Source organism: Streptomyces sp. NPDC060184, from assembly GCF_042728795.1.
In the GTDB taxonomy this organism is placed as follows: Bacteria; Actinomycetota; Actinomycetes; order Streptomycetales; family Streptomycetaceae; genus Streptomyces.
Window position 1 is genome coordinate 1 of record NZ_JBHWYX010000032.1, and the last position, 14133, is coordinate 14133.

A 14133-nucleotide genomic window follows, 5' to 3' on the forward strand; every position below is an offset into this window, starting at 1 on the left:
CGCCCGCACCTCCCGGTGCGGGCGTTCCCGGCGAGACGGCCGAGGCAGTGGTGGGGAGCTCGGCGGAGGTCTCGAGTCCGTGGGGACTCCGGGCACGTCACGTCCTCGCGGGAACGCGCGGCCCGGAGCCGGTCGGCGTACCGCCGGGTCAGACCTTCGCCGGGACCCCGCCCCCGTCACGCTGGTCCGGCACCTCTTCGGCACCCGGATCTTCGGCCCCCGGAGAACCGGCCTTCGTGACCGGGTCGGACGGTGCGTCGTCCTCCAGCATCCGCTCGTCGAAGGGCAGGTTGCCGGCCAGGACCTCGTCCACGCGGGCCCGGTCGATCTCCTTCGTCCAGGTGCCGACGAGGATGGTGGCGACGGCGTTCCCGGCGAAGTTGGTCAGGGCGCGGGCCTCGCTCATGAAGCGGTCGATGCCGACGATCAGGCCGACGCCGTCCACGAGTCCGGGGCGGTGCGACTGGAGGCCGCCCGCGAGGGTGGCGAGTCCGGCGCCGGTGACTCCGGCGGCGCCCTTGGAGGCGATGACCATGAAGACGAGGAGGGAGATCTGCTCGCCCGCGCTCAGCGGGTCGCCCATGGCGTTGGCGATGAAGAGGGACGACATCGTGAGGTAGATGGCGGTGCCGTCGAGGTTGAAGGAGTAGCCGGTCGGCACGGTGATGCCGACGACCGGCTTGCTGACGCCGAGGTGCTCCATCTTCGCGATGAGGCGCGGCAGGGCGGACTCGGAGGACGAGGTGGAGAGGATCAGCAGGAATTCGCGGCCGAGGTACTTCAGCAGCAGGAAGAGGTTCACCCCGGCGACCAGGCGCAGGATGCTCCCGAGGACGACGATGACGAAGAGTCCGCAGGTGAGGTAGAAGCCGACCATGATGATGGCGAGCGACTTCAGCGCGTCCACGCCGGTCTCGCCGACGACCGCCGCCATCGCGCCGAACGCGCCGACCGGGGCCGCCCACATGATCATGGCGAGGATGCGGAAGACGAGCTTCTGGATGTGGCCGATGCCGCGCAGGACGGGTTCACCGGCGGAGCCCAGGGCCTGGACGGCGAAGCCCGCGAGCAGCGCGATCAGCAGGGTCTGGAGGACCTCGCCCTCGGTGAAGGCCGAGACCATGGTCTTCGGGATGATGCCGAGCAGGAAGTCCGCGGTGGACTCGCTCGCCCCCTCCGCCTGCTTCTCGCCCGCCGCGCGGACGGTCTCGGTGAGGTGCAGCCCGGAGCCGGGCTCCAGGATGTTGCCAACGATCAGGCCGATGGCGAGGGCGACGGTCGACATGACCAGGAAGTAGCCGAGAGCCAGCCCGCCCACCGCGCCGACCTTGGCGGCCTTGCGCACCGAGCCGACGCCCAGCACGATCGTGCAGAAGATGATCGGCGAGATCATCATCTTGATGAGGTTGACGAAGCCGGTGCCGATGGGCTTCAGCTCGACGGCGACCCCGGGGGCGGCGAAGCCCACGACGATGCCGAGCACCACGGCCCCGATGACGGCGAGGTACAGGTACTGGGTGCGGTCCCGCTGTCGGGCTGTCCCTGCCACGGGTGCCTCCTGGGTTCGGTCTCGGCTCGGTGGCGCACGAGTCCCGGACCCCGGGCGCGTACGAGTCACCCGGGCGGTGTCCGGGGCACGTACGGGTCCCGTCGTCGGGGCGCGTACCGGCCCCCGTCCCTGGGGGCCCCGGCGACTATCCACCGAGCGGTGACGCGGGTCACCCTTGCGTTCATAACGTTCATGCGCCCGGTGGCGTGCACACCGTTCCTGAGCGCGTGGCGCGGGCCAGAGCGGCGGGGCCGAAAACGCCTGGCCACCGGTGCGCGGCGCCATTAGCCTCCGCTCATGATCGAAACCGGAACAGCGACGGAAGCAGACGCGGCCGGCGCAGAGTCGGAGAACGGACACACCGAGCGGCTCCGGACCGTCTGCTGGCGGGGTCGGGGCGTCGCCTTCACGCCGCTGGACCCCGACGACGCCGAGCTGATCCACGCCTGGCGCTCCGACCCCGTCATCGCCCGCGAGGTCGGTACGTGGCCGCGTTCGCCGTCGGCGGTACGCGAGCGCGTCGAGAGCGACCAGGAAGACGGGGACCGCGACGATTTCCTCGTCCTGCTCCCCGACGGCACTCCCATCGGTCACATCGCCCTGACCGAACAGAACCTCATCGACGGATCGGCCGCGATCACGCTGATGCTGGACCCCGGTCACCGCGGGCAGGGGCACGGCACCGCCGCCGTGGACGCGCTGGTCGACCTCGGCTTCGGTGAACTGCCGCTGCACCGCGTCGAGGCGGAGACCCACACCACGAACACCGCGGCACTGGGCGCCCTGGCCGGGGCCGGTTTCGTCCACGAGGGGGTACGCCGCTCCACCTGCCTGCACCAGGGGCGTCGGCACGACCTGGCGGTGCACGCGCTGCTCCGGGAGGAGTGGGAGGCCCTCGACCGACCCCGGTCGTGGGACCTGCCGGCCGGCACCGGCTGAGGCCCGGACCGGAAGGGCGGCTCGCGCACACCGGGCCACGGGTCAGGCTCGCGGCCCGGGGTCCACTCCCTCCTCCGGCCACAGGAACTCCACGACGGTCCTCGTGAACTCCTCCGGCTCCGCCCGGTGGACCAGGTGCCCGGCCGGGATGGTGACGACCCGCCCGTGCGGGACGCGGCGGGCCAGTTCGGTCACGCCCTCCTGAGGTATGTGGCTGTCCGGTCCGCCCGCCACCACGAGGGTCTCGGCGGTGATCCGGTCGAGGCGCTCCAGCCATTTTGCTTCCGGGGTGTCGAGTTCCGGTTTGACGGCCAGGACCATGTCCCAGTCGAACGCCAACTCCCCCTCCGGTCTGGCCGGTACGGACCGCTCCCGGGAGCGCGGGGCGGGGACGTCCTCCAGGACGAGCCGGTGCACCCGCCGCGGGTGCTCCTCGGCGAGGAGGTAGGCGACGATCCCGCCCAGCGAGTGCCCCACCAGGTCCACCCGGTCGAGTGCCAGCGCGTCCAGGAAGCCGAGCACGTCGTCCCGCATCAGGCTCAGGGAGTAGGCGCCGGGCCACTCGCTCCGGCCGTGACCGCGCAGGTCGAGGGCGTGGACGCGTCTGCGCCGGGCGAGGGCGGGCGCCACGGCGTCCCAGTCCGAGGAGTCCATGCCGAGCGCGTGCAGCAGGACGAGTGGCGGGGCGTCCGGCGGCCCGGAGACCTGGTAGGCCAGGCGGATGCCGCCGACGTCGACGGTGCGGTGATCGTTCATACCGGGGATGTGTCCCGGCGCCCGCACCACGAAAACTTCTTTCGCCACTGGCCGAACCAACCCGTCGCCGCTCCCCTCACCGCACCCCCGCACCGCACCCCGGGCAGACTGGTCGCCATGCGTTCCTTCCGTCCCCGTCCCCGCAGCCTGGCCGGTCAGCTCTTCGCCATGCAGGTCGTCCTCATCGCCGCCGTGGTGGCCGGGGGCGCCTTCTTCGCGTACGTCTCCGGTTCGGCGCGGGCCGAGGAGACCGCGCGGCGGCAGGTGCGGGCGGCGGCGGTGGCCATCGCCGGGTCGCCCTCCGTACGGGAGGCGATCCGCACCCCGGACCCGTCCTCGGTGCTCCAGCCGTACGCGGAGCAGGTCCGCGCGGACACCGGGATCGCGTTCGTGACGATCATGGACCCGCGGGGCGTCCGCTGGACGCACCCGGACCGGTCGCGCATCGGCGAGACCTTCCTCGGGCACACCGCGCGGGCGCTGAGGGGCGAGACGTTCGAGGAGACGTACACGGGCACGCTCGGCCCGTCGATCCGCGTGGTCACCCCGGTCCGCGACGGGGGCCGGATCACCGGGCTGGTCAGCGCGGGCATCACGGTGGAACGGGTCTCCTCCCAGGTGCGGGCGCAGTTGCGGGCGCTGAGCCTGGGGGCGGCGGGCGCGCTGGCGCTCGGCGGGATCGGTACGTACGTGATCAACGCCCGGCTGCGCCGCCACACGCACGGGATGAACGCGGCCGAGCTGAGCCGGCTGCACGACTACCACGAGGCGGCCCTGCACGCCGTGCGCGAGGGGCTGCTGATGCTGGACGGGCAGCGGAGGATCGCGCTGATCAACGACGCGGGCCGGGAGCTGCTGGGGCTGGGGCCCGAGGCGGTCGGCCGGAAGGTGGACGCGCTGGCGCTGCCGCCCTCGCTGACCGGGGCGCTGCTGGCGTCCGAGCCGCGCGGGGACGAGCTCCATCTGACGGCGGACCGGGTGATCGTGCTGAACTCCCGTCCGGTGGTGGGCGGTGAGCAGCGGGGCACCGTGGTGACCTTGCGGGACCACACCGAACTACAGGCTTTGTCGGGCGAGTTGGACTCGGAGCGTGGTTTCTCGCAGGCGCTCCGCGCGCAGGCGCACGAGGCGGCGAACCGGCTGCACACGGTGGTGTCGCTCATCGAACTCGGCCGCGCCGAGGAGGCGGTGGGCTTCGCGACCGCCGAGCTGGAGCTCGCCCAGGTGCTGACGGACCGGGTGGTGGGCGCGGTCGCCGAACCGGTGCTCGCGGCGCTGCTGCTCGGCAAGGCGGCCCAGGCGAACGAGCGCGGGGTGGAGCTGGTGCTGGCCGAGGACAGCCGGATCGACGACGGGGTGCTGCCCGACACCCTGGCGCAGCGGGATCTGGTGACGGTGCTGGGCAATCTGATCGACAACGCGATGGACGCGGCGGCCGAGGGCCCCGGCGCCCCGGTTGCCGTCGCTCCCTCCCCCGACGGCGGGCCGATGGCCGCGCACGCACCCGCCCGCCCCCGGGTCACGGTGACGGCCGTCGCCGAGGCCGACGCCCGGGAGCTGCTGCTGAAGGTGGCGGACAACGGCCCCGGCATCGGGCGGGACGACGCCGAGGCGGTGTTCCGTACCGGCTGGTCGACGCACGGCAGCGGGCGGGGGCTCGGCCTCGCGCTGGTCCGCCAGACCGTGCGGCGCAACGGCGGGACGGTGGAGCTGGGGCGGGGTCCGGACGGGGGCGCGGAGTTCTCCGTACGCCTGCCGATCGGGGACCGTACGGGCCGCGGAAACGGCGCCACGCGCGCTACGGGCGCCACCGGCACGGGAGCCGGCACGAGCACCGCGGCCACCACCAGCACCACGGGCACGAGGACCACCGCGAGCACGACAGGAGAGCGCGCATGATCCGGGTCCTGGTGGTGGAGGACGACCCGGTGGCCGCCGACGCCCACCGGATGTACGTGTCGCGGGTGGAGGGCTTCGAGGTGGCGGCGGTGGCGCACACCCGGGCGGAGGCGGTACGGGCGCTGGACCGGGAGCCCGTCGATCTGCTGCTGCTCGACCTCTACCTCCCCGACGGCCACGGGCTCCAGCTGTTGCGCGCGCTGCGGGCGGCCGGGCACGGCGCCGACGTGATCGCGGTGACCTCGGCGAGGGACCTCGCGGTGGTGCGGGAGGGTGTCTCGCTGGGGGTGGTGCAGTACGTGCTGAAGCCGTTCACCTACCCGACGCTGCGGGACCGGCTGGTGCGGTACGCGGAGTTCCGGGCGGCGGCCGGGGAGGCGAGCGGCCAGGAGGAGGTGGACCGGGCGCTCGGGGTGCTGCGCGCCCCGCACCCGGCCGCGCTGCCGAAGGGGCTGAGCGCGCCGACGCTGGAGGCGGTCACCCGTGAGCTGCGCGGGGCGCCGGACGGGGTGACGGCGGCGGCCACCGGCGAGGCGCTGGGCATCTCCCGCATCACCGCGCGGCGTTACCTCGAACATCTCGTCGGCCTCGGCCGGGCCGCCCGCCGGCCGCACTACGGCCAGGTCGGACGGCCGGAGCTGCACTACCGGTGGGTGCCGGAGGCGCACTGAGGGTTCCTTCCCCGTCCGCGTCGTCGGCGCGGGTGCGGGACCGTCTTCCGTCCGGTACCGGGAATCAGAACGGCTCGACGGCACCGAGGGCCGAGGTCCCCGGCCCGCCGCGGATGCGGTCGGCCTTGGCGTTCGCGTCGGCCACGATGTCCTCGGACTGGCGCTGCGCGGTCTCCAGCGTCTGACGGGCCCGGCGTTCGGAATCCGTGCGGAGCTTCTCGGCCTCCAGGCGGAGCTGCTCGGCGCGGTGCTCGATCTCCGCCAGGCGCTTCTCGGCCTTGGCCTGACGGGACGCGAGGTCGCGCTCCGACTGCTCGCGGCGCTCCGCCAGGTTGGTCTCGAAGTCCGCGGCGGCCCGGGCGGCCTTGGCGCGGGTCTCCTCAAAGAGGGCGTCCGCCTCCTCGCGCTTCTGCTGCGCTTCGTGGACGGCCTTGTCCCGGAGGAGCTGGGCCTGATCCGCCGCGTCCTGCAACTCCTTGAGGCGGTCCTCGGCGAGCCCGGAAGCCGCCGTCATCTCCTGCCGCGCTTCTCTGGCCCTCGCTTCGAGTGCCTCGCGCTCGGCCCCCTCCTCGACCTCGGCGATCTCCGCCTCCAGCTCGACGCAGCGGGCCCGGGCCTCGTCACGATCGCGCTCCGCCTCGCCGAGTTCCGCTTCGAGCCGGTCGATCTCCTCACGCAGTTCGTCGCACTGCTCCTCCAGATCGCGTTCCCTTCCGCGATAGACCTCGATCTCCGCCGCCGACCGCCCCCGCTCGAAGGCGGCCTGGCGCTCGATCTCGCGCTTCTGCCGCTCGAGGCCGCTCAGTCGGTGTTTCTGGTCGGAAACACTCAGTCGCAGATCGCGAAGCTGGAGCTCGGCCTGTTCCCGTTCGAGAATCGCGTCCTCAAGTCTGTCGCTGGCCATCTGCAGCCGGTAGCGGCCCGGCTGCTGGGCGAGGAGCGCCTCGCGATGCAGCCGGTAGGCGTAGCCCTGCACGTCGGGGGTGAGGTCGACGTCGTGAGCCTTGCAGGCGGATTTCAGCAGAGCGTCGATGAAGTGCTTGTCGGGGATGCGTTTCCCGCTCAGGTAGCGGGAGACCGAAGGCGCGCTGATGTGGTGGTAGGCCGAGAATTGGCGGAGCGACTTGCCGGTCGCCTTGAACAGGCCGCGCAACGCCTTGACGAAATCGAGGACTTCGGGCAGGAGATCGCCTGCCAGGGGGCCGAGACCGGCCACGTCCTCCGCTTCCTCGAACGGTGTTCCGCCAGGGCCTTCCCGACCGGACCGGCTTTCCTCTTCCCGCATGTGGCCTCCTCGCACCGGACATCCCCCGTGACGTCCACTGTGACGGTCCGTCGCGGCGCCGGGACACCTTTGGGCGAGAAATCTGTTGCCACCTGCGGAAACGGGCACTGTTTCCGTTCCGCAACACGTCGCGTCGCCCGGAAGCTGCGAGAGGGCTGCGGAAGGCAGCCGCCTGGACCTCTCCGAGGAGTCGAAGTGAACGATCCGTTGCTGTCGTTGCGCGCGGCATTCATTCTGTTGCTGGGCCTGCTCGTCGGCCTGGGGGCCGGATTGCTGACCTCACTGGCCGGGGCGGTTGCGGCCCAGGCGGTCCTAGCGGGGGCCGCCGCCTTCGCCGTCGCGGTTCCGTTCCTCGACCGCCTCATCGACTGACCGGCTCCGGCGCCCCCGGTCCGGCGAGGGGGCGCACCGGACCCGGACGGTGGGAGTTGCCGGAGCGGCACACCGAGAGGCCGCGTCCGCCTGGTCACAGCGCCGGACGCGGCCCGAGGGCGCCGACGCCGCCCTCCGGGCGGACGGCGCCACTTTCACCACACGCCCTAGAACACCGACTCCGCTTCGAACATCCGGTCCGCCGGTACGGTCTTCAGCTGGGTCACCGCGTCGGCGAGCGGCACCATCTCGATGGTGGTCCCGCGCAGGGCGGTCATGTTGCCGAACTCGCCGCGGTGCACGGCCTCCACGGCGTGCCAGCCGAAGCGGGTCGCGAGGACGCGGTCGTACGCGGTCGGGGTACCGCCGCGCTGGACGTGGCCGAGGATGACCGGGCGGGCCTCCTTGCCGAGGCGGCGCTCCAGTTCGACGGCGAGGCGGTTGCCGATGCCCTGGAAGCGCTCGTGGCCGAACTGGTCGATCTCGCCCTTGGCGTACGCCATGGAGCCCTCTGCGGGGTGCGCGCCTTCGGCGACGCAGATGACCGCGAACTTCTTGCCGCGGGCGAAGCGTTCCTCGACCATCTTGACCAGGTCGTCGACCTGGAAGGGGCGTTCGGGCAGGCAGATGCCGTGCGCGCCGCCGCCCATGCCGGACTCCAGGGCGATCCAGCCGGCGTGACGGCCCATCACCTCGACGACCATGACGCGCTGGTGGGACTCGGCGGTGGTCTTGAGACGGTCTATGGCCTCCGTCGCGACGCCCACCGCGGTGTCGAAACCGAAGGTGCGGTCGGTGGCGGAGATGTCGTTGTCGATGGTCTTGGGGACACCGACGACGGGCATGCCGGCCTCGGAGAGCATCCGGGCCGCCGTGAGGGTGCCCTCGCCGCCGATGGGGATGAGGGCGTCTATGCCGTAACGGCGGGACAGCTCCTCGCAGTTCTCGGCGGCCTCGCGGAGCCGGTCGCGCTCCAGGCGGGCGGAGCCGAGGATGGTGCCGCCGCGGGCCAGGATGCCGCTGACGGCGTTCAGGTCCAGCGGGCGGTAGTGGCCGTCCAGGAGGCCCTTGAAGCCGTCCTCGAAGCCGATGACCTCGTCGCCGTGACCCACCACTGCGCGGTGCACGACCGAACGGATCACTGCGTTCAGGCCGGGGCAGTCGCCGCCTGCGGTGAGAATTCCGATGCGCATCGTGCGTTGTCTCCTGCTCGCTAGTACCGGACTGTTCGGGGCCTTGGTGAGCGGCCCCCGCGCCGTGAGCCTTCCCGATTCTCCCACGGCAGGGGTACACCCCGCGCTTTCGGCTGCTCCGGCGCACGAACAGGGGGCGAAAATCCGGGTAACAGGTCCGGAAGCTGCCTCCGGTCCCACGTTACGTGGGGCCTCATGGCTACCGGGGACCCGGGGCGGGGAAGCAATGCCCCCGGGTGTACGCGTGCACACACGCACGCACCGGCAACGGTGCGGCCCCGCACGGAAAAGCGGGAAGGGGTCTCCGGCGGGCGGCCCTGCGGCCCCCGCGGGTATCGTCGGAAATAATGCAAGCCAATGCCACCCCTACCGGGATATCACCGCCCGTATCGGGCGAACAGCCGCACCAGGACGGGAGACCACGCGTGACGCGCAGCGTGTACGTGACCGGGATCGACCGGGGAGACGGCCGTCAGGTCGTCGAACTCGGGGTCATGGAGCTACTGACACGGCAGGTGGACCGCGTCGGCGTCTTCCGGCCGCTGGTCCACGACGGTCCCGACCGGCTGTTCGAGTTGCTGCGCGCCCGCTACCGGCTCTCCCAGAACCCGGAGACGGTCTACGGCCTCGACTACCACGAGGCGTCGGCGATCCAGGCGGAGCAGGGTACCGACGAACTCGTCTCCCGGCTCGTCGAGCGCTTCCACCAGGTCTCGCGCGCGTACGAGGTCGTGCTGGTGCTCGGCACCGACTACGCGGACACCCAGCTCCCCGACGAGCTGGCGCTCAACGCCCGCCTCGCCAACGAGTTCGGGGCCTCCGTCATCGCGGTGGTCGGCGGCAAGGACCAGCCCGCCGAGTCGGTGCGGGCCGAGACCCACAACGCGTACCGCGCCTACGCCGGGCTCGGCTGCGACGTGCTGGCGATGGTGGTCAACCGGGTCGCGCCCGAGGACCGGGACACCCTCGCCGAGCGCATCGTGGCGCGGCTGACCGTCCCGGTCTACGTGCTGCCCGACGAGCCCGCGCTCTCGGCGCCCACGGTCGCGCAGGTCACCGCCGCACTGGGCGGCACGGTGCTGCTCGGCGACGACGCGGGCCTCGCGCGGGACGCGCTCGACTTCGTGTTCGGCGGGGCCATGCTGCCGAGGTTCCTCCAGGCGCTGACGCCCGGCTGCATGGTCGTCACCCCGGGCGACCGGGCCGACCTGGTGGTGGGCTCGCTCGCCGCGCACAGTGCCGGTACCCCGCCCATCGCGGGGGTGCTGCTGACGCTGGACGAGCGTCCCGGTGAGGAGATCCTCCAGCTGGCGGCCCGGCTCGCGCCCGGGACCCCGGTGATCTCGGTGCCGGGGGGCTCCTTCCCCACCGCCGGTGAACTCTTCGCCCTCGAAGGCAAGCTGAACGCGGCCACGCCCCGCAAGGCGGAGACCGCGCTCGGCCTCTTCGAGCGCCATGTGGACACCGCCGCGCTCCTGGAGCGGGTCTCGGTGGCCCGTACCGGACGCGTCACGCCGATGATGTTCGAGCACGACCTGCTGGAACAGGCGCGTGCCGACCGGCGCCGGGTGGTGCTGCCGGAGGGCTCCGAGGAGCGCGTGCTGCGCGCCGCGGACGTGCTGCTCCGGCGCGACGTGTGCGAACTGACGCTCCTCGGCGACGTGGACCTGATCCGCAAGAAGGCGGCCGACCTCGGCATCGACCTCGCGGACACCCAGCTCATCGACCCCCAGACCTCCGAACTGCGCCAGGCCTTCGCGGAGCGGTACGCCCAGCTGCGCGCGCACCGCGGGGTCACGGTGGAGCTGGCGTACGACGTGGTCTCCGACGTGAACTACTTCGGCACCCTGATGGTCCAGGAGGGCCTGGCGCACGGCATGGTCTCCGGTTCCGTGCACTCCACGGCGGCGACGATCCGGCCGGCCTTCGAGATCATCAAGACGAAGCCCGACGCGCGCATCGTCTCCTCGGTCTTCTTCATGTGTCTCGCCGACAAGGTGCTGGTGTACGGCGACTGCGCGGTCAACCCGGACCCGGACGCCGAACAGCTCTCGGACATCGCGGTCCAGTCGGCGGCGACGGCGGCCCGTTTCGGGGTGGACCCGCGGATCGCGATGCTGTCGTACTCGACCGGGACCTCGGGTTCCGGCGCGGACGTGGAGAAGGTGCGGGAGGCGACGGACCGGGTCCGCTCGGCACGGCCCGACCTGCTCATCGAGGGCCCGATCCAGTACGACGCGGCGGTCGAGCCGACCGTCGCGGCGACGAAGATGCCCGAGTCGCCGGTGGCGGGCCAGGCCACCGTGCTGATCTTCCCGGACCTCAACACCGGCAACAACACCTACAAGGCCGTACAGCGCTCGGCGGGCGCGGTCGCGGTGGGCCCGGTCCTCCAGGGGCTGCGCAAGCCGGTCAACGACCTGTCGCGCGGTGCTCTCGTCCAGGACATCGTCAACACCGTGGCCATTACAGCTATCCAGGCGCAGGGCGAGGAGTGACCCGCATGACCCACACGACGACCGACGCGACGACCGAACGGGACGGGGCGGGTGCGGCGCCCTCCGGCGCGTACCGGGTGCTCGTGCTCAACTCCGGCTCCTCGTCGGTGAAGTACCAGCTGCTGGACATGCGCGACCACACCCGGCTCGCCTCCGGGCTGGTGGAGCGCATCGGTGAGGAAACCTCCCGGCTCGTGCACACCCCGCGTCCGGGCGACGGCGGCGAGACCCGTGAGCGCACCGGCCGGATCGCCGACCACACGGCGGCCCTGAAGGCCGCGGCCGAGGAGCTGGCGGCCGACGGGCTGGGGCTCGACTCCCCCGAGCTGGCGGCGATCGGGCACCGGGTGGTGCACGGCGGGCTCCGGTTCACCGAGCCGACCGTGGTCACCGACGACGTGCTCAAGGAGATCGAGCGGCTGGTTCCGGTCGCCCCGCTGCACAACCCGGCGAACATCACCGGCATCCGTACGGCCCAGGAGCTGCGGCCGGACCTGCCGCAGGTCGCGGTCTTCGACACGGCGTTCCACACGACGATGCCCGAGCACGCGGCCCGGTACGCGATCGACGTGGAGACCGCCGACGCCCACCGGGTGCGCCGGTACGGCTTCCACGGCACCTCGCACGCGTACGTCTCCCGCCGGACGGCGAAGCTGCTGGGCCGGCCGGTCGAGGACCTCAACATCATCGTGCTGCACCTCGGCAACGGCGCCTCGGCGTCCGCCGTGGCGGGCGGGCGGTGCGTGGACACCTCGATGGGCCTGACCCCGCTGGAGGGCCTCGTCATGGGGACCCGCTCCGGGGACATCGACCCGGCGGTCACCTTCCACCTGAAGCGGGTGGCGGGGATGTCGGCCGACGAGATCGACGAGCTGCTGAACAAGAAGAGCGGCCTGGTCGGCCTCTGCGGCGACAACGACATGCGGGAGATCCGCCGCCGCGTGGACGAGGGCGACGAGCGTGCCGCCCTCGCCTTCGACATCTACATCCACCGGCTGAAGAAGTACATCGGCGCCTACACGGCCGTCCTCGGCCGGGTGGACGCGGTGGCCTTCACGGCGGGGGTCGGCGAGAACTCGGCCCCGGTGCGGGAGGCCGCCGTCGCCGGTCTGGAGGAGCTGGGCATGGCGGTGGACGGCGATCTGAACGCCGTACGGTCGCCCCAGCCCCGGCTGATCTCCCCCGAGTACGCCCGGGTCGCGGTCGCCGTGGTGCCGACGGACGAGGAGCTGGAGATCGCCGGACAGACGTTCGCGCTGGTCGGACGGGCCGCCGGGGACGGCGGCGACGGAAGCGCGACCGAGCCCGAGGAGCCCGGGACGACGCACCCGTAGAGGCCCACAACTGAGCGCCCCCACGCCCCTTTGTACTTTCCACCAGACGGAATATTCCGCAGTGAAACAAACCGATAGGATCCGCCCCATGCGCCGTTCCAAAATCGTCTGCACCCTCGGTCCCGCCGTCGACTCCCACGAGAAGCTGGTCGCTCTGATCGAGGCCGGCATGAGCGTGGCCCGATTCAACTTCAGCCACGGCACCCACGAAGAGCACCAGGGCCGGTACGACCGCGTCCGCAAGGCTGCCGCCGAGACCGGGCGGGCGGTGGGCGTGCTCGCCGACCTCCAGGGCCCGAAGATCCGCCTCGCGAAGTTCGCCGAGGGCCCCGTCGAGCTGGTCCGCGGTGACGAGTTCACCATCACCGCCGAGGACGTCCCGGGCGACAAGTCGATCTGCGGCACGACCTACAAGGGTCTGCCCGGCGACGTCGCCAAGGGCGACCCGATCCTCATCAACGACGGCAACGTCGAGCTGAAGGTGATCTCGGTCGAGGGCCCCCGGGTCAAGACCATCGTCATCGAGGGCGGTGTCATCTCCGACCACAAGGGCATCAACCTGCCCGGCGCGGCGGTCAACGTCCCCGCGCTGTCCGAGAAGGACGTGGAGGACCTCCGGTTCGCCCTGCGGATGGGCTGCGACATGGTCGCCCTCTCCTTCGTCCGTGACGCCGAGGACGTCAAGGACGTCCACAAGGTGATGGACGAGGAGGGCCGCCGGGTCCCCGTCATCGCCAAGGTGGAGAAGCCGCAGGCGGTCGAGCACATGGAGGGCGTCGTCCTGGCGTTCGACGGTGTGATGGTGGCCCGTGGCGACCTCGCCGTCGAGTACCCGCTGGAGAAGGTCCCGATGGTGCAGAAGCGCCTCGTGGAGCTCTGCCGGCGCAACGCCAAGCCGGTGATCGTGGCGACCCAGATGATGGAGTCGATGATCACCAACTCGCGTCCGACCCGCGCCGAGGCGTCCGACGTCGCCAACGCGATCCTGGACGGTGCGGACGCGGTCATGCTGTCCGCCGAGTCCTCGGTCGGCGCGTACCCGATCGAGACGGTCAAGACGATGGCGAAGATCGTCGTCGCCGCCGAGGAGGAGCTCCTCTCCAAGGGCCTCCAGCCGCTGGTCCCGGGCAAGAAGCCGCGCACCCAGGGTGGTGCGGTCGCCCGCGCCGCCACGGAGATCGCGGACTTCCTGGACGGCAAGGCGCTGGTCGCGTTCACCAAGTCCGGTGACACCGCCCGTCGTCTGTCCCGCTACCGCGCCGCGCAGCCGGTGCTCGCGTTCACCACGGACGAGTCCACCCGCAACCAGCTCACGCTGAGCTGGGGCGTCGAGGCCCACGTCGTGCCGCACGTGGAGACCACCGACGCGATGGTCGACATGGTCGACGCCGAGCTGCTGAAGCTCGGTCGCTACAACGAGGGCGACACGATGATCATCACCGCCGGTTCGCCCCCCGGCATCCCCGGCACCACCAACATGGTCCGCGTCCACCACGTGGGCGGCGGCGACCGCGCCTGACGGCGCACGCCACCGGCACAGCGACGGCCGTGGGCCGCACACTCCGGCGAGAGCCGGGGGGTGCGGCCCACGGCCGTTCTGCCGTACGGGGTCGCGCAGCGCCGTACGGGAGAGGCAA

At 71.9% G+C, this 14133-nt stretch carries 10 protein-coding genes and 1 pseudogene; 7 read left to right on the forward strand and 4 right to left on the reverse strand.

Going from position 1 to position 14133, the window contains the following annotated elements:
- Positions 1 to 148: 148 nt before the first annotated feature.
- Positions 149 to 1549, reverse strand: a complete 1401-nt coding sequence (locus ACFWEE_RS21250; protein WP_386891167.1) for a cation:dicarboxylate symporter family transporter — start codon at positions 1547 to 1549, stop codon at positions 149 to 151.
- Positions 1550 to 1846: 297 nt separating this feature from the next.
- Between ACFWEE_RS21250 and ACFWEE_RS21255 the strand changes: the two genes are divergently transcribed.
- Positions 1847 to 2488 carry a GNAT family N-acetyltransferase gene (locus ACFWEE_RS21255; protein ID WP_386891168.1) on the forward strand — a complete coding sequence of 214 codons (642 nt, stop codon included), beginning with the start codon at positions 1847 to 1849 and terminating at the stop codon, positions 2486 to 2488.
- Between the two features lie 42 nt (positions 2489 to 2530).
- Here the strand turns inward: ACFWEE_RS21255 and ACFWEE_RS21260 are convergent, their stop codons facing one another.
- Positions 2531 to 3244 carry an alpha/beta fold hydrolase gene (locus ACFWEE_RS21260; protein WP_386891170.1) on the reverse strand — a complete coding sequence of 238 codons (714 nt, stop codon included), beginning with the start codon at positions 3242 to 3244 and terminating at the stop codon, positions 2531 to 2533.
- Positions 3245 to 3361: 117 nt separating this feature from the next.
- Here ACFWEE_RS21260 and ACFWEE_RS21265 point away from each other — a divergent pair, with 117 nt between their 5' ends.
- Positions 3362 to 5143 (forward strand): ATP-binding protein, encoded by a 1782-nt coding sequence (locus tag ACFWEE_RS21265; protein WP_386891172.1) that lies wholly within the window; start codon positions 3362 to 3364, stop codon positions 5141 to 5143.
- Positions 5140 to 5814 carry a response regulator gene (locus ACFWEE_RS21270; RefSeq protein WP_386891174.1) on the forward strand — a complete coding sequence of 225 codons (675 nt, stop codon included), beginning with the start codon at positions 5140 to 5142 and terminating at the stop codon, positions 5812 to 5814. The genes ACFWEE_RS21265 and ACFWEE_RS21270 overlap by 4 nt, the downstream gene beginning before the upstream one ends.
- Before the next feature lie 109 nt (positions 5815 to 5923).
- Here the strand turns inward: ACFWEE_RS21270 and ACFWEE_RS21275 are convergent.
- Positions 5924 to 6238, reverse strand: a pseudogene (locus ACFWEE_RS21275) (cellulose-binding protein); the annotation flags it as partial.
- Positions 6239 to 7294: 1056 nt separating this feature from the next.
- Between ACFWEE_RS21275 and ACFWEE_RS21280 the strand changes: the two are divergent.
- A complete protein-coding gene (locus ACFWEE_RS21280) occupies positions 7295 to 7471 on the forward strand; it encodes a hypothetical protein (protein ID WP_386891176.1) in 177 nt (58 codons plus the stop codon).
- Positions 7472 to 7638: 167 nt separating this feature from the next.
- Here ACFWEE_RS21280 and ACFWEE_RS21285 read toward each other — a convergent pair whose 3' ends face one another.
- Positions 7639 to 8664 carry an ATP-dependent 6-phosphofructokinase gene (locus tag ACFWEE_RS21285; protein WP_386891178.1) on the reverse strand — a complete coding sequence of 342 codons (1026 nt, stop codon included), beginning with the start codon at positions 8662 to 8664 and terminating at the stop codon, positions 7639 to 7641.
- A 425-nt stretch (positions 8665 to 9089) separates the two neighbouring features.
- Between ACFWEE_RS21285 and pta the strand changes: the two genes are divergently transcribed.
- From pta to pyk, 3 genes are all read left to right on the forward strand, one after another.
- Positions 9090 to 11162, forward strand: a complete 2073-nt coding sequence (gene pta / locus ACFWEE_RS21290) for a phosphate acetyltransferase (RefSeq protein WP_386891179.1) — start codon at positions 9090 to 9092, stop codon at positions 11160 to 11162.
- Positions 11163 to 11167: 5 nt separating this feature from the next.
- Entirely contained in the window at positions 11168 to 12496 is a 1329-nt protein-coding gene (locus tag ACFWEE_RS21295; RefSeq protein ID WP_386891181.1) for an acetate kinase, read from the forward strand.
- 88 nt (positions 12497 to 12584) lie between these two features.
- Entirely contained in the window at positions 12585 to 14015 is a 1431-nt protein-coding gene (gene pyk, locus ACFWEE_RS21300) for a pyruvate kinase (protein WP_386891183.1), read from the forward strand.
- Positions 14016 to 14133: the final 118 nt, after the last annotated feature.

Excerpts from the sequence above, each read along its gene's own strand:
- ACFWEE_RS21285 (WP_386891178.1), bottom strand. The coding sequence starts at position 8,664 with ATGCGCATCGGAATTCTCACCGCAGGCGGCGACTGCCCCGGCCTGAAC.
- pyk (WP_386891183.1), top strand. The coding sequence starts at position 12,585 with ATGCGCCGTTCCAAAATCGTCTGCACCCTCGGTCCCGCCGTCGACTCC.
- ACFWEE_RS21270 (WP_386891174.1), top strand. The coding sequence starts at position 5,140 with ATGATCCGGGTCCTGGTGGTGGAGGACGACCCGGTGGCCGCCGACGCC.
- ACFWEE_RS21260 (WP_386891170.1), bottom strand. The coding sequence starts at position 3,244 with ATGAACGATCACCGCACCGTCGACGTCGGCGGCATCCGCCTGGCCTAC.
- ACFWEE_RS21265 (WP_386891172.1), top strand. The coding sequence starts at position 3,362 with ATGCGTTCCTTCCGTCCCCGTCCCCGCAGCCTGGCCGGTCAGCTCTTC.
- ACFWEE_RS21255 (WP_386891168.1), top strand. The coding sequence starts at position 1,847 with ATGATCGAAACCGGAACAGCGACGGAAGCAGACGCGGCCGGCGCAGAG.
- ACFWEE_RS21295 (WP_386891181.1), top strand. The coding sequence starts at position 11,168 with ATGACCCACACGACGACCGACGCGACGACCGAACGGGACGGGGCGGGT.